General features: G+C 72.4%; 20 protein-coding genes. 8 read left to right on the top strand and 12 right to left on the bottom strand.

Annotation, left to right across the window (positions count from 1 at the left end):
* Positions 1 to 36 precede the first annotated feature (36 nt).
* Both K313_RS0114315 and K313_RS0114310 read right to left on the bottom strand, forming a co-directional pair.
* A complete protein-coding gene (locus tag K313_RS0114315) occupies positions 37 to 1,002 on the bottom strand; it encodes a D-alanine--D-alanine ligase family protein (RefSeq protein ID WP_029212182.1) in 966 nt (321 codons plus the stop codon).
* Entirely contained in the window at positions 999 to 2,309 is a 1,311-nt protein-coding gene (locus K313_RS0114310; protein ID WP_029212181.1) for an aminotransferase-like domain-containing protein, read from the bottom strand. The genes K313_RS0114315 and K313_RS0114310 overlap by 4 nt, the downstream gene beginning before the upstream one ends.
* Before the next feature lie 147 nt (positions 2,310 to 2,456).
* On the opposite strand from K313_RS0114310, the gene K313_RS21260 reads away from it, so the two are divergent.
* The gene (locus K313_RS21260) at positions 2,457 to 3,110 is read left to right on the top strand and encodes a hypothetical protein (RefSeq protein ID WP_029212180.1); all 654 of its coding nucleotides are present in this window, start codon (positions 2,457 to 2,459) and stop codon (positions 3,108 to 3,110) included.
* A 103-nt stretch (positions 3,111 to 3,213) separates the two neighbouring features.
* On the opposite strand, the gene trxA is transcribed toward K313_RS21260, so the two are convergent.
* From trxA to K313_RS0114255, 8 genes are all read right to left on the bottom strand, one after another.
* Positions 3,214 to 3,543, bottom strand: coding sequence for a thioredoxin (trxA, locus tag K313_RS0114300; RefSeq protein WP_019286001.1), 330 nt, complete (start codon positions 3,541 to 3,543; stop codon positions 3,214 to 3,216).
* An 82-nt stretch (positions 3,544 to 3,625) separates the two neighbouring features.
* Positions 3,626 to 4,624, bottom strand: a complete 999-nt coding sequence (gene trxB / locus K313_RS0114295) for a thioredoxin-disulfide reductase (RefSeq protein ID WP_205621881.1) — start codon at positions 4,622 to 4,624, stop codon at positions 3,626 to 3,628.
* Positions 4,625 to 4,804: 180 nt separating this feature from the next.
* Positions 4,805 to 5,677, bottom strand: coding sequence for a hypothetical protein (locus K313_RS23635; protein ID WP_029212179.1), 873 nt, complete (start codon positions 5,675 to 5,677; stop codon positions 4,805 to 4,807).
* A 190-nt stretch (positions 5,678 to 5,867) separates the two neighbouring features.
* Positions 5,868 to 6,419: an RNA polymerase sigma factor SigM gene (gene sigM, locus K313_RS0114285; protein ID WP_029212178.1), complete on the bottom strand. Its 552-nt coding sequence runs from the start codon at positions 6,417 to 6,419 to the stop codon at positions 5,868 to 5,870.
* A gap of 1 nt (position 6,420) precedes the next feature.
* On the bottom strand, positions 6,421 to 8,370 hold the full coding sequence (locus K313_RS0114280; RefSeq protein WP_029212177.1) for a protein kinase family protein: 1,950 nt from the start codon (positions 8,368 to 8,370) through the stop codon (positions 6,421 to 6,423).
* A gap of 75 nt (positions 8,371 to 8,445) precedes the next feature.
* Positions 8,446 to 10,119: a murein biosynthesis integral membrane protein MurJ gene (gene murJ / locus K313_RS21250; protein ID WP_051274153.1), complete on the bottom strand. Its 1,674-nt coding sequence runs from the start codon at positions 10,117 to 10,119 to the stop codon at positions 8,446 to 8,448.
* Positions 10,119 to 12,614, bottom strand: a complete 2,496-nt coding sequence (locus K313_RS21245) for a DUF6049 family protein (RefSeq protein ID WP_156911409.1) — start codon at positions 12,612 to 12,614, stop codon at positions 10,119 to 10,121. Before K313_RS21245 ends, murJ begins: the two co-directional genes overlap by 1 nt.
* Positions 12,611 to 13,102 carry an NUDIX hydrolase gene (locus K313_RS0114255; protein WP_034253333.1) on the bottom strand — a complete coding sequence of 164 codons (492 nt, stop codon included), beginning with the start codon at positions 13,100 to 13,102 and terminating at the stop codon, positions 12,611 to 12,613. Before K313_RS0114255 ends, K313_RS21245 begins: the two co-directional genes overlap by 4 nt.
* A 77-nt stretch (positions 13,103 to 13,179) precedes the next feature.
* Here K313_RS0114255 and K313_RS0114250 point away from each other — a divergent pair, with 77 nt between their 5' ends.
* Positions 13,180 to 14,742 (top strand): tRNA nucleotidyltransferase/poly(A) polymerase-related protein, encoded by a 1,563-nt coding sequence (locus K313_RS0114250; RefSeq protein ID WP_029212173.1) that lies wholly within the window; start codon positions 13,180 to 13,182, stop codon positions 14,740 to 14,742.
* 103 nt (positions 14,743 to 14,845) lie between these two features.
* On the opposite strand, the gene K313_RS22530 is transcribed toward K313_RS0114250, so the two are convergent.
* On the bottom strand, positions 14,846 to 15,520 hold the full coding sequence (locus tag K313_RS22530) for a GOLPH3/VPS74 family protein (RefSeq protein ID WP_029212172.1): 675 nt from the start codon (positions 15,518 to 15,520) through the stop codon (positions 14,846 to 14,848).
* A gap of 254 nt (positions 15,521 to 15,774) precedes the next feature.
* Positions 15,775 to 16,866 (bottom strand): inositol-3-phosphate synthase, encoded by a 1,092-nt coding sequence (locus K313_RS0114240; protein ID WP_029212171.1) that lies wholly within the window; start codon positions 16,864 to 16,866, stop codon positions 15,775 to 15,777.
* 259 nt (positions 16,867 to 17,125) lie between these two features.
* On the opposite strand from K313_RS0114240, the gene K313_RS0114235 reads away from it, so the two are divergent.
* From K313_RS0114235 to rplI, 6 genes are all read left to right on the top strand, one after another.
* The gene (locus K313_RS0114235) at positions 17,126 to 19,366 is read left to right on the top strand and encodes a transglycosylase domain-containing protein (protein ID WP_029212170.1); all 2,241 of its coding nucleotides are present in this window, start codon (positions 17,126 to 17,128) and stop codon (positions 19,364 to 19,366) included.
* A 28-nt stretch (positions 19,367 to 19,394) separates the two neighbouring features.
* On the top strand, positions 19,395 to 20,777 hold the full coding sequence (locus K313_RS0114230; protein ID WP_029212169.1) for a glycosyltransferase family 87 protein: 1,383 nt from the start codon (positions 19,395 to 19,397) through the stop codon (positions 20,775 to 20,777).
* A gap of 120 nt (positions 20,778 to 20,897) precedes the next feature.
* Positions 20,898 to 21,185, top strand: a complete 288-nt coding sequence (gene rpsF, locus K313_RS0114225; protein WP_019286883.1) for a 30S ribosomal protein S6 — start codon at positions 20,898 to 20,900, stop codon at positions 21,183 to 21,185.
* A 49-nt stretch (positions 21,186 to 21,234) separates the two neighbouring features.
* Complete coding sequence (locus tag K313_RS0114220) at positions 21,235 to 21,858, top strand: single-stranded DNA-binding protein (RefSeq protein WP_029212168.1); 624 nt, start codon at positions 21,235 to 21,237, stop codon at positions 21,856 to 21,858.
* A 141-nt stretch (positions 21,859 to 21,999) separates the two neighbouring features.
* Complete coding sequence (gene rpsR, locus K313_RS0114215; protein WP_019286881.1) at positions 22,000 to 22,236, top strand: 30S ribosomal protein S18; 237 nt, start codon at positions 22,000 to 22,002, stop codon at positions 22,234 to 22,236.
* 22 nt (positions 22,237 to 22,258) lie between these two features.
* A complete protein-coding gene (rplI, locus tag K313_RS0114210) occupies positions 22,259 to 22,708 on the top strand; it encodes a 50S ribosomal protein L9 (RefSeq protein WP_029212167.1) in 450 nt (149 codons plus the stop codon).
* Positions 22,709 to 23,027: the final 319 nt, after the last annotated feature.

The following is a 23,027-nucleotide window of genomic DNA, read 5'->3' as shown; positions in this document are numbered from 1 at the left end:
TGATCTAGCCATGTCTAGGATTGTGTGAGAGCGATCCTAAGCGTCGTCGCGGGCCGCGCGATACTCCGCGATGACACGCTCGGCGAGGTCGGCATACACGTCCGCGGCCTCCAGGCCGGCGCCCGCGATGGCCAAGGGGACCTGGCTGGTCTCGGTGAGGCCGGGAGAGACGCTGCACTCCAAGAACCACGGGATGCCGTCGGCGTCGACGATCAGGTCGGTGCGGGACAGGTGCCGGTGGTCGAGCACCCGGTGCGCGGTGAGGGCCGCCTGCAACGACGCCTCGGTGGCCTCCGGGGAGAGCCGGGCGGGGGTGAAGTACTCCGTCTCGCCCGCGTTGTACATGTGGTCGTAGTCGAAGACCCCGTCGACCGGGCAGATCTCGACCGGCGGCAGGGCCCACAGCTCGCCGTCCGTCTGCTCGATGACCGTCACCGACACCTCCGTGCCCTCCACGACGTGCTCGACGAGCGCGAGGTCGTCATAGGCATAGGCGTCCACCAGAGCCGCGCCCAGGTCCGTCGCCGTCCGGGCCACGTGGAACCCGAGGGCCGAGCCACCACGAGCGGGCTTGACCGCGAGCGGCAGGCCCAGGTCGCGGGCCAGGCGCTCGAGGACGGCCCCGGCGCCGATCTGGCGGAAGGTGCTGTGGGCGACCGTCACGTGCGCGGGGGTCGCGACGCCGGCCCGCGCCACCAGGCCCTTGGCGATGGGCTTGTCCCACGCCATGCGCGAGGACGGACCTCGCGGCCCGACGAAGGCAAAACCCAGGTGCTGCAGCACATCTCGCAACGACCCGTTCTCACCGGGCGATCCGTGGAGCGTCGGCCACACGAGGTCGGGCTGCAGAGAATCGATGGTGCCCAGCAGGTTTCGGTCGAGATCGGCGATCGTGACCTGGAAGCCCTTGGAGCGCAACGCTTCTGCGAGGCGGCGTCCCGATCGGACGGACACCTCGCGCTCGTGCGAGAGGCCACCTGCGAGGACGAGGACAGAGGTCATGACACATCCGGTGAGGGGAGGAGGACTCGGCGAGCCCCGGAGCGGGTGGAATCGTCATACGGCCCGAAGGTGTCGAGCAGCTCCTGCTCGCGCTCGACGACGGTCGCGAAGCGGCGCACACCCTCGTGGATCCGCTCGGAGGTGGGGTAGGAGAAGTTGAGGCGGGCGTTGCGGCGTCCCGTCCCGTCGGCGTAGAAGCCGGTCCCCGGTGCGTAGGCGACGAGCTCCTTGACCGCCAGCGGCAGCATGGCCTTGGTGTCGAGACCCTCGGGCAGCTCGATCCAGAAGAAGAGGCCGCCCCTGGGGAGGTTCCAGCGGGCCTGCGGCAGCAGCGATCTCAGCGCGTCCGCCATCGCGTCGCGACGCTCCTGGTAGAGCGCGCGATAGCTCGCGGTCTGGGCCTGCCAGTCGATCTCGGACAGGTAGCGCGACGCCACCGCCTGGGTGAACGCGCTCGGGCACAGGATCGCGGCCTCGTTGGCGAGGACGAGCTTCTCGCGGACGGCGTGCGGAGCCACGGCCCAACCGACGCGCAGGCCCGCAGCAAAGATCTTGGAGAAGGTCCCGAGATAGATGACGCCGTCCTCGTCCATGGACTTCAGCGCGGGGTAGGTCCGCCCCTCGAACCCGAGCAGGCCGTAGGGGTTGTCCTCGACCACGAGGATGCCGTGCCGGCGACAGATCTCGAGCACCCGCGGTCGACGCTCGTCGGACAGCGCCGTGCCAGCGGGGTTCTGGAAGGTCGGGACGGTGTAGAGGAACTTGATCCGGCGGCCCTCGGTCTCGAGCCGGGTGATGTGCTCCTCGAGCGCCTCGGGGACGAGACCGTCGGCGTCGCAGGGCACGTGCACCACGTCCGCCTCGTAGGCCGCGAAGACCCCGAGAGCGCCGACGTAGGAAGGGGACTCGGCGATCACGACGTCGCGCGGGTCGAGGAACACGCGGGCCACGAGGTCGAGCGCCTGCTGGGACCCGGTCGTCATGACGATGTCGTCGGGGTGGGCGTCGATCCCCTCGAGCGCCATGACCTCCAGCAGCTGGTCGCGCAGCCGCTCGTCGCCCTGGCCCGAGGAGTACTGCAGCGCTGTGAGCCCCTGGTCGTGCAGCAGCCGCTGCACCGTGTCCCCGACCAGGTTCATGGGCAGGGCGCCGATGTTCGGCATACCCCCGGCCAGGGAGACCACCTCGGGGCGGGAGGCGACGGCGAACAGGGCGCGGATCTCGGAGACCTTCATCCCGGCGGTGCGTGCGGCATAGGACTCGATCCAGGGATCCAGCCGTGAGCCAACGGGATGCTGGTCGGTCATGCGCGCTCCTTCGTCGTGGGCCGGGCACGGCGAGCGGCATCGGCCCGTAGCCTGGGACCAGGGTGAGGTCTGCATCCTCGCACGACCACCCGAGGCGGCGTCGCAGTGTCCGGGCGCGCCGGGCCCCGAGCAGGGAGGATCTCAGCCATGACCGGTCGTCAGGTGGTCCCGCTGACGGCCGCGACCACGGACCTGCTGCGTCCGTCCTGTCGCGGCTGCGTGCGCTGGCTGCGCGACCCGGTCGAGGCGCACGAGGAGTCGCCGCGACACTCGGGCCCGCGGCTGCGGTCGTGGGCCGAGACGGTGACCCGCGAGTGGGGGCCGCCCGGCCTGCTCGTGCGCCAGGACGGTCGCACGGTCGCTCACGTCGTCGTGGCGCCCCCCTCGCTGGTGCCGCGCGCGGGTCTGCCGGCGACGGCCCCCGTCTCGGACGACGCCGTGCTGCTCCTGTCCCTGTCGTCGAGCAGCAGAGCCTTCACCAAGGTCGCCGTCCAGTCGCTCGGCCGGGAGCTCCTGCGGCGACGGGTCCGGGCGGTCGAGGCGTATGGCGGGCCCGCCGTCGTCCCGGGGTGCCTGTCACCAGCCGCGGTGACCCAGAGCGACCTGCCGTGGCCGCCGCCGGACGTGTGCCGGGTGCCGACCACGCTGCTGACCGGTGTGGGCTTCACGGTCGTGCGCGAGCACCCGACGTGCCCCCGGCTCCGGCTGGACCTGCGCTCCGTCGCCACGGTGCGCGAGGACGTCACCGCTGCGGTGCGGTCGTGGTTGTTGGACCGCGCCACGGCCCCGGCCGCCACGTGAGGCGGCCGTGCACGACGACGCCCGCCACGACCTGAGGTCGGGCGGGCGCCGTGATGTGCTGGTGGCTGGCGTGCTGCTCCAGCGGGTGTGCGGGTGTGCCGGCTCAGCCGATGTAGTCCGCGAGCTCCTTGAGGATGCGGGGCTTCGGCTGGGCGCCGACGATCGACTTCACGACCTCGCCACCGACGTAGACGTTGATGGTCGGCAGACCGGTGACGCCGTACTTCGCGGTGGTCTGGGGGTTCTCGTCGGCGTTGAGCTTCACGACGTCGATCTTGTCGGCATAGGTGCCGGCGATCTCGTCGAGGACCGGCGAGATCTGGCGGCACGGGCCGCACCAGGACGCCCAGAAGTCCACGAGGACGGGCTTGGGGTTCTGCAGGACGTCCTGGTCGAACGTCGCGTCGGTCGTGTCCTTGGTGTTGGCACCCATGAGGGCTCCTCCTTGGTCGGGATGGTCGAGGTGGTGGTGGTGCAGGCAAGCAGACGAGCAGGTGTGCAGACGAGCAGGTGGGTCAGCGGGCCATCGCGGTGGCCTGCGGCTCGGCGGTCAGCGACGCGTCGGTCGCCGGGGCGCCGGCCTCGTCGCGGGCCGCGAGGTAGCGCTCGGCGTCGAGGGCCGCGGCGCACCCGGAGCCGGCGGCGGTGATCGCCTGGCGGTAGGTGTGGTCGACGAGGTCGCCGCAGGCGAAGACGCCGGGCAGGTTGGTGGCCGTGCCCGCCTGCGTGAGGACATAGCCCTCGTCGTCCAGGTCGACGACGCCCTTGACGAGCTCGTTGCGCGGCTCGTGGCCGATCGCCACGAACACGGCCGAGGTCTCGAGCACGCGCTCCTCGCCGGTGACGGTGTCGCGCAGGGTCACGGACTCGACCTTGGTGTCGCCGTTGATGGAGGCGACCCCGGAGTTCCAGGCGAAGCTGATCTTGTCGTTGGCCATGGCGCGGTCGGCCATGATCTTGGAGGCGCGCAGCTCGTCGCGGCGGTGCACGATCGTGACGCTCTCGCCGAACCGCGTGAGGAAGGTCGCCTCCTCGATGGCCGAGTCGCCGCCACCGACGACCACGATCGGCTTGTTGCGGAAGAACGCGCCGTCGCAGGTGGCGCACCAGGAGACGCCGCGGCCGGACAGTCGCTTCTCGTCCGGCAGACCCAGCTCGCGGTAGGCCGACCCCATGGCCAGGATGACGGCGTGGGCGCGGTGCTCGTTGCCCTCGCCGTCCGTGACGACCTTGATGTCGCCGGTCAGGTCCACGGCGGTGACGTCGTCGCGGACCAGCTCGGCGCCGAAGCGCTCGGCCTGCGCCCGCATGTTGTCCATGAGGTCCGGGCCCATGATGCCGTCGCGGAACCCGGGGAAGTTCTCGACGTCGGTGGTGTTCATCAGGGCGCCGCCGGCGGTGACCGAGCCCTCGAAGACGAGCGGCTCGAGGTTGGCGCGGGCTGCGTAGACTGCGGCGGTGTAGCCCGCCGGGCCGGAGCCGACGATGATGACGTTGCGGACGTCGCTGGTCATGAGGTCCTTCATCCCTGGGTGGTGTGGACGTCGGCCGAGCCGACTCGGCGCCCGGGCGACGAGACGCGGTGGGTGCGAGACCCACTGTCCCATCGCAGGGCGCACGGGCGGAAACCGTGCGGGCGGCGTGTTCATTCCACCCGCCCGACACGTGGACGTTTCACGTGGAACGTGCGGCGCTCAGGGGGTGCTGGTGCTGCTCGCCTGGGTGAGGAGCGTCGCGCCCGTCGGGCCGCAGGGCATCGCCGCGACGTAGACCCCGACCTGACGCCGGTCAGCGCCCTGCTGGGCGGCGATCACGACGGCGGGGCGGCCGTCATACGTGGTGATCTCGGCCGCGACCCGGCCGGTGGTGGTGCCGCCGAGGGCGCCGAGGCACTCGCGGACCCCGGCGGGGGTGCCGATGGGGCCGACCGTGGGCTGCTCGACGGTGTGCGGGGTGGCCGGGCTCCAGCGCTGCCGGAGGAGGTCCTGGCCGTATGACGCCAGCCCGGCCCCACCGACCGCGAGGGGACCGGCGGCGAGGCGGATCTGGACGTCCGGGTCAGCGACGTCACCGGTGCCCTGACCGCTCTGCTGCTGCTGCCCCTGCTGCTCGCCCTGCTGGCCGGGGGCGGACGACGCCGCGCTCGCGCTGCCCACGGCGCTGGAGGCGGAGCTGTTGGGCCCCGAGCCGAGGTTGGCGACGGCGGTGCTCAGGTCACCCCCGGAGGCCTGGATGAAGGAGGTCGCCGCGATCCCGAACACGGTGACGGCCGCGGCAGCAGAGGCGACGAGGCCGAACATCCGCCGGCCGGAGGGCCGCCGGGTGGCCGGGTGCAGCGGGACGACGACCGCGATCGGGCCGTGCTCGTCGGCACGCGGGATGGGAGCGGGGTCGTGCCCGGAGGCCGTGAGGCGGGCGCGCGACTCGGCCTCGAGCGAGGCGGTGATGCGGGCCACGAGGTCGCCGGGCATGGGACCGGGGTCGGGCAGGGAGCCGAGCAGGTCGCGCACACCCGTGGGGTCGTGGTCGCCGTCACCGGATGCGTGCGACGATCGGGTCGCGGTCATCTCCGGACACCTCCCGGGGCGGTCGAGGGGGCTGCGTCGTGGTCCGACCCGTCGGGTGCCACGGCCTGGTGCGGGTGCCGGGACGCGCGGACCCTCAGGAGCCCGGGCGTACCTTCACCATGTGTAGGACGTGCCGTGCGTGGCGTTGGTTCCCGGCGGTCACGCAGGCGGACCGCGGACGTGGGGGCGGTCATGTGCCCGCTCGTCGCAGCCCGAGGATCTCGGCCATGGCGGCCCGGCCACGGGCGCACCGGGACTTGATGGTGCCCTCCGCGACGTCGAGGACCTGGGCGGCCTCGGCGACGCTGAGTCCCTGCATGTCGACCAGGACCAGCGCCAGCCGCTGTCCCTCGGGGAGCTTGGCGAGGGCCTGCCGGACGTCGAGCTGGACCTCGAGAGAGGCATGCTCGTCGCGACCGTCCGCGAGGTCGTACTCCGGCAGCTCGGAGGTCGGCCGGACGCGTCGCAGCCGGTCGAGGCAGGCGTTGACCACGATGCGGTGCAGCCAGGTGGTGACGGCGGCCTCGCCGCGGTAGGACGCCGACCGACGGAACGCGGCGATGAAGGCGTCCTGCACGGCGTCGGCCGCCAGCTCCCGGTCGGAGCAGGTGCGCATGGCCACGGCCCACATGCGGTCGCGGTGCCGGCGGTAGAGCTCGCCGAAGGCGTGGGGGTCCCCGTCGTTGTGCGCCGCCATGAGCGCACGGTCGTCGGCCGCGGCGAGGTCGAGGACGGCGATCATGTCAGGACAGGCTGATCTCGGAGAGCGCGGCGTAGTTGCCGCCGAACATCCTCGGGCTGTTGGTGAACCAGACGACGATGTAGGGGCGCTTGCCCTGGCCCGCCGGCACCGTGATCGTGACCTCGCCCCTGGCGCCCTTGGCGGTGCCCAGCACGGCCGCCCCGTCCTTGGTCGGGGTGTCGCTGCCGTAGACGGTCAGGTCCTCGCCGGCCGAGTCGGGCAGCGTGAGCTTGATCTGGGAGACGTCCGAGTGGGCGTCCCCGAGGTAGACCGCGAGGCCGACCCCCGACTTGAGGTTGCCGAACGCGTCGGTCTTGTAGCGCTGGCTGCGCCAGTAGGTCGCCGTGTCCCCGTCGTGGACGTTGCCGACCGTGTCGTTGTTCTCCGCGTGGTCCTGGCCCTCGGGGTCGTATGCCGTCACGCCCACCACGGCAATCGGGGCGCCCGGTGCTCGGGTGGGGGCCGCCGGCTTGGTCGTCACGGTGCCGTCGGCGCCCTTGGTGATGGTGACCGCCGGCGCCGTCACGGTGTAGGTGCGGCCGACCGGAGGTGCGTCGAGCTGGCGCTGGATGTTGTTGACCATGGACATGACGCCGACGACGCCGAGCACCAGGCCCAGCACCACGAGGGCGGCGAGCAGGGCCAGGACGAAGTTGGCCTGACGTCGCGAGGGGGTGCCGGTGGGCACGTCGTTGACGAAGATCGGGGCGACGGGCTCGGCGCGGCGGGGGCGCTCGTCCGCCAGCGTCGACAGGGGCACGCGGGCGGGCTGGGTCTCGAGGCGCCGCGTCTCACGCTCGCGGCGACGGTCCTCGGCCCGCCGGGAGGCGCCGTCGACCAGGTCGCCGACCCGCCGGGCAGCCGCCTTGGCCCCGGCCGCGGTGGCCCCGGCGGCGGCGATCGCGGCGGCCTCGGCGCGGGAGGGCACGTGCTCGACGTCCTTGCGCAGGTCGTCCGCGAGGCGGTGGGGCGTGCTGCCGGTGGCCGCCCCTGCGCCTCCAGCACCGCCCATCACCCCGGCCGTGCTCGCGACCCCTGAGCTGCTCGCGGCGTCGGCGGGGCTCGTGGTGCCTGAGGTGTCGCTCGTGGCTGCGGTGACCGGGCCGGAGCGGTCGCCGGCGGACGGGTCCGAGGTGGGTGGATCCGCGGGAAAGCGGTCGGAGGTGCCGGTGGAGCCGGGTGACGGCGCGGGGAGCGTGGCCGGGCGCAGCGCATCGGCGACGGCACCGGGGTCCTGAGGCTGGTCGTCCGTCCCGCGAGCGCGGCCGAGGGCACGCCGGACCAGGTCCTCGATGTCGTCCGGGACGGCGGCGACGAGCTCGGACGGCGGGGCCGGTGCGCCGGCCACGACGGGGGTCGCCTGCAGCGAGGTCGCGTCCTTGCCGGGCCAGGTGGCGGTGGTCGCCGCGTGCAGGAGGGCCGCGAGGCCGAGCGCGTCGGTGCGGGACGCGGCCTGGTCGCTGTCGCCGTCGCGGCCGAGGAGCGCGGCCTGGACGGCCAGCCCCCGCAGCCGGACGCTTCCGTCGCGGCCGCGGAGCACGTCGTCGGGGGTCAGGGCGAGGTGGTGCAGGCCACGGCCGCGGGCCCGGTCGAGGACCTCGGCCACCTCGAGCACGATCCGACGCGCCTCGGGGGCCGGGAGGCCGCCGTCCCGCAGCAGCTCGGTGAGGGTGCTGCCCTGGACCTCCGCCTCGACGACGTGGACCAGGTCGCCCTCGCGACCGGCGTCGAGGATCGGCAGGAGGCGCGGGTCGGTGAGCGCGGACGCGCGGCGGGCGGCGTCCAGAGCGGCCTCGGCGGCTGGGTCGTCGGCGTCGAGCACGGTCACGACGACGCGGCGACCGAAGGTCGTGTCGTCGGCCTCCCACCGCTCCACGCGGTCCGTGCGCTCGAGGCGCTGCCGCAGGTGGTAGCGCCCCCCGATCGACGTGCCCGGTCCGACTGCCGGCATCCGTCACTCCCTCTCGTCGTCCTGCGTGACCCGCATCGCGTCCCCCTGGGGCTGGCCGGTCGTGCTCATCGCATCCTAGGCGCTGAGGGCGGCTCCGGTCCGGCGACGCAGCCGCGCGGCGACCGGTCCGAGCAGGTCGTCCACCTCGCGGATGTGAAAGACGCGGGCGAGGCCGAGGAAGGCCAGGACGAACAGGACGCCGCCGACGAGCAGCTGCACGAGGTGGTCGAGGCGGGAGGTGCCGAGCAGCTCGGACAGCCCCACCACCGCACCCCACGTGGCGAGGGCGGCGAGGGCGGAGACGAGCACCAGTCGGACGTGCAGGCGCAGCACGTGCCGCAGGGGCAGGCCGCCGACGCGGCGCTGGGCGATCACCACGAAGGCCACCGCTGCCGCGAGGTTGCCCAGGGTCTGGCCGGCCGCGATCAGGGCGACGACGTGGTCACGGGGTCCGACGAGCGCCAGCAGCGCGAGCGTGATCTGGATCGCGGTGAGCAGGATCTGGAGGTGCAGGTTGGTGCGACCGTCCTCGAGGGCGAAGAAGAAGCGCTGCTGCAGGGTGGTCCAGCCGAACGGGATCAGGCCCAGGATCATGATCGCGAAGACGAGGGCCGTCTCGCTGAGGGCGTCCCCGCTGACCCGGGGCACCATCGCCATGCCCGGCACCGCCAGCGGGATCGCCGCGGCCGTGATGGGGACGAGGGCCACGGACGGCAGGGTCAGACCACGGGTCAGCAGGCGGCGCAGGTCGCCGGTCGCGCTGTCGTGGGCCGCGCGCGACATCCGCGGGTAGATGGCCGTCAGGATCGACGTGGTGATGATCCCGTGCGGGAGCATGAAGACGAGGAAGGCGAGCTGGTAGACGGTGATGCCGGCGACCTGCCGGCCGTCGTGCTGGGCCCAGCCGGCGACGGTGTTCATGACGGCGGCGCACGCGTAGCCGCCGAGCTGCGCCACGACGAGGGCGGCGAACGCCCAGCCCGCCATCGTGGAGGCCGACCGGAAGCCGTAGCCGCGGAAGCCCCAGCGGGGACGCCAGCGGAAGCCGCTCGCCCGCAGGTCGGGGACCAGCGCGAGGGCCTGCAGCGCGATGCCGGCGGTGCTCGTGCCCGCCAGCAGCCAGACCATCTCGGGGGTCCAGGCGTCAGGGGGTGCCGCGTGCGCGTAGCGCTGGAGGAAGACGGCCATGCCCGCGATCTGCACGAGGTTGGCGAGCACGGGCGTCCACATGAACGACGCGTAGCGCCCCCGCGCGTTGAGGACCTGGCCGAGGACGGCATACAGGCCGTAGAAGAAGATCTGCGGCAGGCAGATGATCGCGAACGCCGTCGCGAGCTCGCGCGTGGCGGGAGAGATGCGGTAGATCGTGACGAGCGGGGAGGCGAGCAGCGTCGCCAGCACCGTGACGACCAGGATGGCGCCGATGCAGATGGTCAGCAGGCGGTCGATGACCTCCTGCCCGCCGTCCTCCCGCTTCATCGCCTTGGTGATCTGGGGGATGAGCACCGCGGTGAGCAGGCCGCCGGACAGCAGCATGTAGATGATGTTGGGCAGCTGGTTGGCGGTGTTGAACGCGTCGGCCGTCGCGCCGGTCACGCCCAGGCAGGCCACCAGCATGAGCTGCCGGACGAGGCCGAGGGGGCGCGAGACGATCGAGCCCGCGGCCATGAGGGCGCTGGCCCGCCGGACGCTCTGCTCCTGGACCACGCCGTCCCCGGGTGGGGGTGCGCCGTGCCGTGTGCTGCTCATCAGGAGTCCTTGTCGCTGCTGTCGGGTCGGTCAGCGCCGCCAGGTCGGTCGCCCCCGGCAGGGCGGGTGGCGCCGAGCACGGCGTCGGCCACCGCGTCGTGGTCGCCGAGCTCGCGCTCGGCGCGGGTGGGGCCACGGCGCAGGGAGCGGGCGAGGCCGAGCACGAGGATCAGGCCGACGATACCGGCGACGAGGGCGAACACCCACACGCTGGTCGGGCGGACGTTCATGTCCACGGTGGTCGCCGAGCCCAGGGCCACGCCGTCCGGTGTGGACAGGCGCGCCTCCAGGGGGACGGTGCCGGCGCCGAGCGCCGTGACCTCGACCTGGATGGTCGTGCGGCTGCCCGCGGCGATGGTGAGCGTCTTGGTGCTCTGCGTGACCCGCAGCTTGGGACTGCCGGGGACCAGCTCGAGACGGACGTCGTGGACGGCATACGGGAGGGTGTTGTTGACGGTGATCTGGATGGTGCCGGAGTCCGCCAGGAAGTTGATCGTGCTCGGGCGAACCTGCACCCCGTGGGCCGCGGCGTCGATGGATCCGTCGACCGCCCCTCGCAGCTGCGTCCAGGCCTGCGAACCACCCCGCCACCGGGCCGAGGTCAGCTGCTGGATCGCGGCGGTCCAGGCCCGGGCGCCGGGGGCGTCGGCCGGCAGGATGCGGCGCAACCCGTTGACCGTCGCGAGGTCCGACTCGAGCTCGTCCACCGCCGGGCCGTCCAGCGGAGAGGCGGGGCGCGAGGGCTCGGTGGTCGTGGCGACACTCTGGCTGCCCTGGATCCCCTGCCTGGCCTGAGCGCCCTGCCCCAGGATGCTGCTCACGTCGACCTGCCGCAGCCACGGCGCCGAGGCCGTGGCCGACCAGAGCCGCCGCAGCGCCGGTCCGGACAGGGCGGTGCGGCGCGGGACGGCCACCAGCGCCGTGCGGCGCGTGCCGGGGAGCTCGCCGAGCAGCGTGAGCGACTGGCCGAGGAACTCCTGCACCATCTGGGTGTCCGAGGACGAGGGGTCGCCCGCGGTGACCTCGCTGAGGCGCTCGTCGTAGGCGAGCAGCGGCGTGCCGTCCGGGCTGCGCTGCGCGGCTCCCGGCGTGGTCTGACGCTGCGGGGCCACCGCGTCGGTGGACACCACGGCGGCCGTGGGGGCCGAGCCACCGGTGGTGCGGGTCCACGCGGTGGTCCGACCCTCGGCCCAGGAGCCGTCGGCCGGCCAGGCGATCGAGTCGGTGACGGAGCGCCCGACGGCCCTGGTGAGGGGATTGGTGCCCGCAGGCCAGACGACGGCACTGAGCGCGGGATCGGGCCCGGCGCGGAGCAGCGCGGCGGTGTCGGGGTCCCCGGTGGGCAGCGACCAGACGGGCTGGTCGTCCCCGAGCGCCTCGAGGCGGGCGGTGAGCGCGTCCGCGTCGGTCCTGGCGGCGGCCAACGGATCGCTCGGCGCGGTGGGGGTCTGCGCGGGAGCGGAAGGGTTCGCGGGCGTGGACGACGGGGATGCCGACGACGCCGACGACGCCGCCGACGCCGTGGAGCTGCCGGTGGGCGGGCTCGCGGGGGAGGTCGAGCCTCCCCCAGCAGGGGTCGTGGCAGCAGGGGTCGTGGCTGCTGACGCGGCGCCCGAGGCCGTGGGGGACGTGCTCGGGGAGGTCGTGGCCGCAGGCGTCTGCGGGGTCGCGGTCACGGGGCCACCGGTGGCGCTCGGGGGCGTCAGGACGGCCGGGTCGACCATCCAGGTCACGGGTGTGCCGACCGCGGCGTCCAGGCGCTGCCGCAGGAGGCCACCCGTGCCGACGGTCTGCGACCAGGCCTGCCCCACCTCGTCGACGCTGCCGGCGAACAGGTCGCGCCGGGCCGGGAGGGTGAGGGGAGCGATCCAGGCGAGGCGGAGGGGTTCGTACTCCTGGTCGGCGCCGACCCAGGGCAGCACGGAGCGGGCCAGGGCCACGCGGTCGCTGCCGCTGCGCACCTCGACGGCCAGCGGGTAGGTCCCGAACGGCGTGCCGCGCCGCAGGGCTGCGCGGGGCACGGTCAGCGTGACCGACGTCGTGCCCTGGGCGGCGACCCCTGCGGCGATGGGCTGGCTCACCACCTCGCGCGTGGTCAGGGAGCGGGGCTGGGCGTCGTGCAGCCACGCGGACAGCGCCTGTCGTTGGGAGAAGGGCGTGCCGCCCAGCAGCACGCGGGCGGACAGCGGCCCGCTCGCCCCAGAGCTCGTGGACGAGACGGTCACCCGGACCGTGACGTCCTGGTCGGGGCGGACGACGGCCGGCGACAGCTCGTCGAGCCGCACGGTGAGCCCAGGCACCGTGGCGTCTGGCGCGGCAGCCTCCGGCGCCGCAGCCACGGCGATGTCCGGTACCCCCGCGCCGGGGCGGGCTGCGGGTGCGGGGGCTGCGGCGACAGAGCGATCCGGCGTTGCGGCGGCCGCCCCCGGCATACCGCCGAGCAGGGAGAAGGCGGCGACAGCCGCCGCGCCGGCGCGAGCCAGCCGACCGGTCACCGGTCCCCCGCGAGGCGCTGCCAGGCTGCCGCGGCGATGCGCCTCTCGTTGGGAAAGGTCAGCTCGGTCGTGTTGTCGCCCAGGCGCACCCAGGCGACGTCGATCGCCTCGGCGTCGGGGTCGTTCTCGATCGTCAGGTGCCCACCGAGCGCCTCGAGGAGATAGTGGTGGACGACCTTGTGGACGCGGGAGGCCGAGGTGGTGAACCAGTAGTCGATGGACCCCAGGGAGGCGATGACCCGCCCCTCGATGCCGGTCTCCTCCGCCACCTCGCGGACCGCGGTCTCCTCGAGCGTCTCGGTGCCCTCGATGTGGCCCTTGGGCAGGCACCACTCGACGCGGCCGGCCCGGTTGCGGCGCGCGATGATCGCCAGCTCCGCCAGACCTCGCTCGACCCGCACGATCACACCACCCGCCGAGACCTCCTCCACCGCAGGCAGTCGACGCGGGAAGCGCGCTGCCGGGCTGGTCGGATGGGGAGTGGTCACCTGAGCACTCTAACGAGACCTGCTGCGGTCGGTCGCGGTGCCACGTCGGCCCCCTCGGTCTTCTAAGGTGGGGAACTGTGCCTGGAACCACCCACCCCACCACCGACGAGCTGCTCGCCGCCGCGGCGCGTCGGCTCGCGCCCGTCACCGGCCTCCTGACCGAGCTGGGCGAGAGGTTCGGGGGCGCCGGGCACGAGCTGGCCCTCGTCGGCGGCCCGGTGCGCGACGCGCTCCTCGGCCGCGACTCCGTGGACCTCGACCTCACCACCGACGCCCGCCCCGAGGAGACCGAGCGGCTGCTCCGGGGCTGGGGCGACGCCCTGTGGGACGTCGGGCGGGCGTTCGGCACCATCGGGGCGCGCAAGGACGGCTGGCAGGTCGAGATCACGACCTACCGCAAGGACGCCTACGACCGCACCAGCCGCAAGCCCGAGGTGTCCTACGGCGACCGGCTCGAGGACGACCTCGTCCGTCGCGACTTCACCGTCAACGCGATGGCGCTGCGGCTGCCCGACCTGACCTTCGTCGACCCGCACGACGGCCTCGGCGACCTCGCGCGTGGCCTGCTGCGCACGCCGGGGACGCCGGCCGAGTCCTTCGGCGACGACCCGTTGCGGATGATGCGGGCGGCGCGCTTCGTGTCCCAGCTGGGCCTGACCCTCGACCCCGCGGTCGAGGCCGCCCTGCGCGAGCGGGCCGGGTCCCTCGAGATGATCTCGGCCGAGCGGATCCGCGACGAGCTGGTCAAGCTGATGCTCACCCCCGACCCCCGCCCCGGTCTCGAGGTTCTCACCGACACCGGCCTCGCCGACGTGATGCTGCCCGAGCTGTCCGGGATGCGCCTCACGGTCGACGAGCACAACCGGCACAAGGACGTCTACGAGCACTCGCTGACCGTGCTGGCGCAGGCCATCGACCTCGAGCTCCCCTCGCGGCCGCTGCCGTCGGCTGGGGACGAGTCGTCGCCGAGCGAGGCGTCGGCGAGCGAGACGTCGGAGCAGCCGGGGTCGGCGGCCCCGGCCGACGGCGGGCCCGTCATACGGCCCGACCTGGTCCTGCGACTCGCAGCGCTGCTGCACGACATCGGCAAGCCCGCCACGCGCCGGTTCGAGCCGGACGGGGGCGTGTCCTTCAACCACCACGAGCTCGTGGGCGCCCGTATGGCGACCAAGCGGCTCAAGGCACTGCGCTTAGACAAGGACACGACCAAGGCCGTGTCACGGCTGATCGAGCTGCACCTGCGCTTCCACGGGTACGGCGACGGCGAGTGGACTGACTCGGCGGTGCGGCGCTATGTCACCGACGCCGGGCCGCTGCTCTCGCGCCTGCACCTGCTCACCCGCGCCGACTGCACGACGCGCAACGTCCGCAAGGCCGCCCGGTTGCGACGCAGCTATGACAGCCTCGAGCAGCGCATCGAGCGGCTGCAGGAGCAGGAGGAGCTCGCCGCCGTCCGCCCCGAGCTCGACGGCAACGAGATCGCCGAGGTGCTGGGGATCCGGCCCGGACCTGTGCTCGGACGGGCCTACAAGCACCTGCTCGCCGTCCGCCTCGACGAGGGGATGATCGGGCGCGAGGAGGCGGCGATGCGCCTCAAGGAGTGGTGGACCACCCAGCCCGAGTCAGGCCCGTCCGACTAGCTCCGCGCATGGTCGCGTGCCGACTCCGTCGTCACGCGCGCCCTCTCGTGTCAGCGCTGTGCTGGTGGACGAGCTTCCTCATGGTCGCGTGCCGACTCCGTCGTCACGCGCGCCCTTTCGTCAGCTCGTCGATAGCGGCGAGGACGCGACCGCACGGCCCGTGCACGTCCGTCAGCGACCGCACCTCCAGCGCCGTCTGCAGCGCGCGCTCGCGGTCGTCCTCGAGCTCGGGCATGGCCACGGTCAGGGCGCCGATCGCGTGGAGCAGACCGATGAGGTGCCGCGCGCGGTCGTCGGGCTCGGCGTCGTGCAGCAGCACGTCCGCCAGGTGCGTGCGCACGGAGTCCTCGTGGCTGCTGTCGACGGCCACCCAGGTCGTGCTGGGGATCATGGACCGCCGGGTGGGTGCCTCGCGCCGCAGCACGCCCTTGGCCTCGAGGTCACGGTGCAAGACGGGGTACAGCGAGCGACCCATGATCGGCAGGACGTTGGTGAGCTTGCGCCCCTGCATCCCGCGGAAGGTCTCGAGCGCTCCGTCCAGCACCGGATCGGCGTCGTGGGTCAGCTCGTCGTCGATGACGAGGCGGCCGGCCTGGATCGGTTCGCCCAACGACCCGACCACGTGCTCGTCCTCATCGACGACGCGCACGCGCTCGATCGCCCCCAGCTCGCTGAGTGCCCCCCCGGCCACGGCCAGGTCCAGCACGCGCTCGGGCACGCTCATCCGGCCCGTCTCGTCGTCGGTGAGCAGGAGCAGGAGTTCCTCGGCCAGCTGCATGGCTCGACCGTAGACCCCAGCTGGTCACCGCGCGACCCCTCGCGACGGTGCCACGCGACGAACGAGACGACCGCCACAGGACGCTGCGGAGACCTGGGCACCGTGATCGCGGAAACCTGGGCACCGTCCTCGGTGCCCAGGTTTCCGCGGTCGCCCGACGCGCGCCACGCGGGCCCTGTGGTCAGCGCGGCGGAACCGGACTGCCGCGCTTCCTCATGGTCGCGTGTCGCTGACGCGCCACGCGGGCCCTGTCGTCAGCGCGGCTCGGACCCGGCGATGAAGGCCTCGAGCTTCTCCCGCCCCTCGTCGTCGGGACGCTGCTCGGGCGGCGACTTCATCAGGTAGGCCGCCGGCGACAGCAGCGGTCCCCCGATCCCCCGGTCGAGGGCGATCTTGGCGGCGCGGATGGCGTCGATGATGATGCCGGCGGAGTTGGGGGAGTCCCAGACCTCGAGCTTGTACTCCAGGTTGAGCGGCACGTCGCCGAACGCGCGACCCTCGAGGCGGACGTAGGCCCACTTGCGGTCGTCCAGCCACGCGACGTAGTCCGACGGCCCGATGTGGACGTTGCGGTCGTTCGTCTTGCCCGCCAGGGAGCCGTGCAGGTTGGAGGTGACGGCCTGGGTCTTGCTGACCTTCTTGGACTCCAGGCGCTCGCGCTCGAGCATGTTCTTGAAGTCCATGTTGCCGCCGACGTTGAGCTGGTAGGTGCGGTCGAGGGCGACGCCGCGGTCCTCGAACAGCTTGGCCATGACGCGGTGGGTGATGGTGGCGCCGACCTGCGACTTGATGTCGTCGCCGATGATCGGGACCCCGGCCGCCTCGAACTTCGCCGCCCACTCCGGGTCGCTGGCGATGAACACCGGCAGCGCGTTGACGAAGGCCACGCCCGCGTCGATCGCGCACTGGGCGTAGAACTTGTCGGCGTCCTCCGACCCCACGGGCAGGTAGGACACGAGGACGTCGACGCGCGCGTCCTTGAGCGCCTGGACGACGTCCACGGGCTCGGCCGTCGACTCGTCGATGGTCTGGCGGTAGTACTTGCCCAGCCCGTCGAGCGTGTGCCCGCGCTGCACCTCGACGCCCAGCGTCGGGACGTCGCAGATCTTGATCGTGTTGTTCTCCGAGGCGTTGATCGCCTCCGACAGGTCCTTGCCGACCTTCTTGTCGTCGACGTCGAACGCCGCCACGAACGCCACGTCGCGCACGTGGTAGTCGCCGAGCATGACGTGCATCAGACCCGGGACGGTGTCCTCGGGGCTGGCGTCCTCGTAGTAGTGGACGCCCTGGATCAGGGACGTCGCGCAGTTGCCGACGCCGACGATGGCGACGCGCACTTCGGGCATGGGAGCTCCTCGTGGGGATGGCTGGGTGCCGGGGGCACGTGGCCGGAGCAGCTCGTATGCCGTCCGCCCGTCACCGACATGACAAAGACGCACTTTGTCATGTCGGTGAGCAGGTTGTCACCCCGACCCGCGCGTCCGCACGGACCCATCACCGCACGCCCGGTCCCGGCGATGCTCCAGGCCAGGACCAGGATGGGTCGTCATACTGGAGGGCAGACCGGAGGTGGGATCGACCACCTCGGACCCTCAAGGAGATCGCGTGAGCCCAGCCACGACCCAGGGCGCCGGAGCCGGCGTCGGCCCCGGGGGCAACCCGCCGAGCAAGGTGCGCAAGCCCCGTCGCCGCCGCAGCGGATGGGCTCGCTTCCTGATCTGGTTCGGCCTCGCGGTCGTCGCGCTGCTGGCGCTCGGCGCCGCGGGCGTCGCCTACCTCTACGCGACGATCGACATCCCCGAGCCCAACCCGGCGTCGCAGGCGCAGATCTCGACCGTCTACTTCGCCGACGGCAAGACCGAGATGGGTCGGCTGACCGGCGGCACCAACCGCGAGAACGTCCCGCTGTCCAAGGTCCCCGACCACGTGCAGAAGGCCTTCCTCGCCGCCGAGGACCGCTCCTTCTACTCCAACAACGGCGTCAGCCCGAGCGGCATCGCCCGCGCGATCAAGGTCTCGCTGGAGGGCGGTGCGACCCAGGGCGGGTCGACCATCACGCAGCAGTACGTCAAGAACACCTTCCTGACCAGCGACCAGACCATCCAGCGCAAGCTCAAGGAGATCATCATCTCCGTCAAGCTGGACGAGCAGCGGAGCAAGGACCAGATCCTCGAGGACTACCTCAACACCATCTACTTCGGGCGCAGCGCGAGCGGCATCCAGACGGCGTCCAAGGCCTACTTCGGCAAGGACGTCTCGCAGCTGACCCCGGCCGAGGGCGCCCTGCTCGCCTCGGTCATCCGCGGGCCCTCCATCTACGACCCCTCCCGCTCGGCGACCAACCTGACGCGCAGCAAGGAGCGCGTCTCGTGGATCCTCGACGCGATGGTCGAGCTGGGCTGGCTCACCACGCAGCAGCGGTCCCAGGCCGTCTATCCGACCGTGGCCAAGGCCAAGCCGATCGAGATCACCGGCGGCACCAACGGCTACCTGGTCGACCTGGCCAAGAAGGAGCTCGTCTCCCGGGCCAAGCTGGACGAGGACGACATCGCCAAGGGCGGCCTGCGCATCGTCACGACGGTCGACCAGAAGTACCAGGAGGCGATGATCCAGGCGATCGCCGACCGGGGCGCCGCCGAGGACATCGAGGGTGCGCAGACCGGCATGTCGGCGATCGAGCCCGGCACGGGGGCCATCAAGGCGTTGTATGGCGGCACCGACTTCGCCAAGCGTCCCTACAACAACGCGGTGGACGCGCACCTGTCGGCCGGCTCGACGTTCAAGGCCTACACGCTGGTGGGTGCCCTGCAGAACGGCTACTCCACGCGGTCCCGCGTGAGCGGCTCCTCGCCCTACCAGGTGCCGGGCAGCTCTGACGAGATCGAGAACGAGTTCAACCAGCAGTACGGCTGGATCGACCTGCGCCAGGCCGCGGCCGACTCCGTCAACACGGCGTTCGTGCGCCTCAACAACGCCATCACGCCCGCCGCGACCAAGAAGGCCGCCGTCGACGCCGGGATCCCCGACAACACCAAGGTCAACGTCGAGGAGAACCTCACCAACACCCTCGGCACCGCCACGCCGAGCGTGCTGGACAACACCAACGGCTACGCGACGATCGCGGCCGAGGGCAAGCGCGCGACGCCCCACATCATCGCCTCGGTCAAGAGCACCGACGGGGAGGTCGACTACACGGCGTCCACGAGCACCACGCAGGCCATCGACCGGGACGTCGCGGTCGACGTCACCGAGGCCCTGACCCACCCGATCACCGAGGGCACTGCGTCATACGCCCAGCGGGTGCGTCGTCCGGCCGCCGGCAAGACGGGCACCGCCGAGGACCACAAGGAGGTCTGGTTCATCGGCTACGTGCCGCAGCTGGCCGCCGGGTGCGCGATCTACAAGCCGTCCGAGGACGGCAGGACCAACGTCCCGCTGGGGCGCAACGTCGGTGGCTACAAGTACTGCGTGCCGATCTGGACGCAGTTCATGCGCACCGTGATGGACGGCGTCGAGGAGAAGGACTTCCCCGAGCGGGTCGGCGTCAACGACGACAGCCGCAAGAACATCGGCACCCGCCCGCGGTCGACGTCCACCGCGACCCCGGACGGCTCCTCCGACTCGCCCAGCACCTCCGGCACGGGCGAGACCAGCCGCCCGAGCGCGACCGCCACCTCGTCGGCACCCGAGCCGTCGGACGCCCCGACGCAGGGCACCCCGACGGTGCCGAGCGAGCCCACGCAGCCGTCCGTCCCCACGCGGACGGCGCGCCAGCAGCCGTCGGTGCCGGCTCCGCCCTCGCCGAGCCAGGCGGGCCGGGCGACCACCGCCGCGGGCACCGGCTGACCGGACGCGGACCGGGCATGATGGGCGCATGCAGCTGAGCGACCCCACCCGCACCGTCGCGCCCACCCGCGAGGACCCGGTGGCCCGGGCCGCCAGCGAGTGGCTGGGTGGTCCGGTCGGGCGGTATGCCGCCATCGGTCGCCGTGGTCTGCGTCCCGCCGTGGTCGTGCTGTCCTGCACGGCGACCGTGCTGATGGCCCTGTCCGTCCTCGTGCGTGGCCACTGCCTCACGCGGGGCTGGCGCGCGGCGGACCAGTTCTGGCACGCCTGCTACTCCGACATCCCCGTCGTCTACCAGAGCAGCGGCCTGGCGGACGGGGGCTTCGCCTACGGCCACGGGTCCGGTGTGGGTCAGCCGGCCGGCACCGGCGTCGTGATGTGGGCGCTGTCGCTGCTCGTCCCCGGCGGCCCCGAGCAGGGGCGCACGCTGGCCGCCGCGCAGGTCTACGTCGCGGCCTGGGCCGGGCTGCTCACCATCCTGCTCGTGCTGCTCGTCGGCCTCCTCGTCCGGATCCAGCCCCGCACCCGCTGGGCGGTGGCGCACCTCGCCCTGTCGCCGGTCGTGGTGACGGCCGGCCTGGTCAGCTTCGACCTGCTCGCGGTGACGCTGGGCGTGGCCGGTCTCGTGGCGTGGGGGCGACGGCACGCGGTGCAGGCCGGCATCCTGCTGGGTCTGGCGATCAGCTGCCGCTCCACGGCCGTCCTGCTCGTCCTGGCGATCGGTCTGGTGTGCCTGCGCGCCGGGCGCGTCGTCGACTGGGGTCTCACCGCGGGCGTGGCCCTGCTGACCCTCGTCGCGGTGGTGGGCACCGTGGTCGCGCTGTCCGGCCCCCAGGCGCTGGACGTCTACACCGGGTGGGCGTCGGCCGCGCCGGGCTACGGCTCCCTCACCCACGTCATCACGTCGCTCGGCGTCGCGGTCCCGTCCGGTCTGGCGTCCGTGCTCGCCGGGCTCGGCTGGGTGGTCGCCGTCGTGGTCGCCGCGTTCTTCGCCCTGGGCACGGCCCGGCGGCCCACCGTCGCCGAGGTGGCGCTCCTGCTGGTCGTGCTCGTCGCCGTCACGGGCAAGAGCCTGCCCCTGCAGGCCGCCCTCTGGATCTGCCCGCTGCTGGCGCTGATCGGCGTGCGGTGGCGCGACCACCTCGTCTGGGCCGCCGTGGAGGTGACCTACTTCGTGGGGGTGTGGCTGCACATCGCGGCCCGCACCAACCCCGACCGGGGCCTGCCCGCAGGCTGGTTCGCGGTGCTGGTCGTGGCCCGCATCGCCGCCTGGCTCTGGCTGGCGTGGGTCGTCACCCGGCGGGCCCGCGACGAGCCGCCGGACCGCGAGGCACCCGGCCGTCCTGAGCGCGACCCCGTGGCGGGGGTCGCCGGCAACGCCCCCGACCAGGTCCTCCTCAAGGTCGTGTAGGCTGGGACGGCTCGTCTGTGTGCTCGTGACGCCTGTCGCGGGCGCCCGGACGTTCGTCATGCACACCCTCCTGTCACGGAGACTCCGTGACCGCCGAGACCAGAGGAGGTGGGTTAACGCATGCGTCAGTACGAACTGATGATCATCCTGGACCCCGCTCTCGAGGAGCGCACCATCCAGCCGTCGCTGGACAAGTTCCTCACCGTCATCACCAAGGACAAGGGCACCGTCGACAACGTCGACCTGTGGGGCAAGCGCCGCCTGGCCTACGAGATCAACAAGAACGCCGAGGCCTACTACGCCGTCGTGAACTTCACGGCCGAGCCCGCCACGGCCAAGGAGCTGGACCGCCAGCTCGGTCTGAACGAGTCCATCCTGCGGACCAAGCTCCTGCGCCCCGGCGCCTGAGTCGTTCTCGCACAGCTCGATCCACCACCCGCTCGACGAGGAGAGATCCATGGCCGGAGAGACCACGCTGACGATCATCGGCAACCTCACCCAGGACCCGGAGCTGCGGTTCACGCCGTCCGGTGCGGCTGTCGCCAACTTCACCGTGGCGTCCACGCCGCGCACGTTCGACCGCCAGTCCAACGAGTGGAAGGACGGCGAGACGCTGTTCATGCGCTGCTCCGTGTGGCGTGAGGCAGCCGAGAACGTCGCCGAGTCCCTCCAGCGCGGCATGCGCGTCGTCGTGACCGGTCGCCTGGTCTCCCGCTCGTGGGAGGACAAGGAGTCCGGCCAGAAGCGCTCCGTCATGGAGATGCAGGTCGACGAGGTCGGCCCGTCGCTGCGCTACGCCACGGCCAAGGTCACGCGCACCCAGCGCGGTGGCGGCGGTCAGGGTGGCGGCTTCGGCGGCGGTCAGGGCGGGGCTGGTGGCGCCGGTGGCGCGGCCGGTTCCGGCGGTGGCTGGGGCGGCGGCAACGCCGGCTCCGGCGACGACCCCTGGTCGACCGGCGGTGGCTCCGGTGGCGGCGGCAACGCCGCTCCCTCGGGCCAGCCCTCCGGCGGTCAGCCCGCGGCTGGCGGTCAGGGTGGCTGGGGCGGCGGAGCGCCGTCCTACGACGAGCCCCCGTTCTGATCGGCCCGGACACCTCGCACCACGCTCGGATCGAGCACGTCCGTCGGTGACGGCGCCCCGCGCCCGTCATACCGACAACACACTCTGAGCCGCTGCCCCAGGCCAGCGGCACCACGCATCGCAAACCCAAGGAGTCCCACAATGGCCAAGCCCGTTGTGCGCAAGCCCAAGAAGAAGGCGAACCCGCTCAAGGCCGCCAAGATCGAGACGATCGACTACAAGGACACCGCGCTGCTGCGCAAGTTCATCTCCGACCGCGGCAAGATCCGCGCTCGCCGGGTGACCGGTGTCTCCGTCCAGGAGCAGCGCCTCATCGCGCGGGCCGTCAAGAACGCCCGCGAGGTCGCGCTGCTTCCCTACTCGAGCTCCGCTCGCTGAGCCCGGGAAAGGACGAACTGACATGAAGCTCATCCTCACCAACGAGGTCACCGGCCTCGGCACCCCCGGCGACATCGTCGAGGTCAAGGACGGCTACGCCCGCAACTACCTGATGCCCCGCGGTCTCGCGACCCAGTGGACCAAGGGTGGCGAGAAGCAGGTCGAGGCGATCCAGAAGGCCCGCGCCGCGCGCGAGCACAAGACGATCGAGGAGGCCAAGGACGCCAAGCAGCGTCTCGAGGTCAAGGCCTACAAGGTGCCGGTCAAGTCCGGCGAGGCCGGCCGCCTCTACGGCTCGGTCCACACCGCGCAGATCGTCGAGGCGATCGTCTCCGCCGGTGGCCCCAAGGTCGACCGTCGCAAGCTCGAGGTCAAGGGCGCGATCCGCACCCTCGGCGCCTACGAGGCGACCGTGCGTCTGCACGCGGACGTCACGGCCAACGTCAAGCTGGACGTCGTCGCCGCCAAGTGACCTACTGGGGGTAGAGGCATCGACCGGCCTTCGTTCGCCAGGCTGATGCCTTTACCGGGGGTAGAGGCATCGACCGGCCTTCGTTCGCCAGGCTGATGCCTTTACCGGGGGTAGAGGCATCGACCGGCCTTCGTTCGCCAGGCTGATGTGACCAACCCAGGCTGATTCACCAGCCGTATGCCGAGAGGCCCGGCGCCACCCCGATCGGGGTCATGGCGCCGGGCCTCTCGTTGTCCCCGCTCGCACCCATCTTGCCGACTGGTCAGTGAGGGACGTCCCCGGTCGTCGGGAAGTGACCAGTCGGCGGTGGTCGGGAAGT

Origin of the sequence: Arsenicicoccus bolidensis DSM 15745 (assembly GCF_000426385.1) — a bacterium.
GTDB classification, from domain to species: Bacteria; Actinomycetota; Actinomycetes; order Actinomycetales; family Dermatophilaceae; genus Arsenicicoccus; species Arsenicicoccus bolidensis.
The sequence above is the reverse complement of the archived record's forward strand: the minus strand, read 5'-3'. Positions and strand labels throughout refer to the sequence as shown.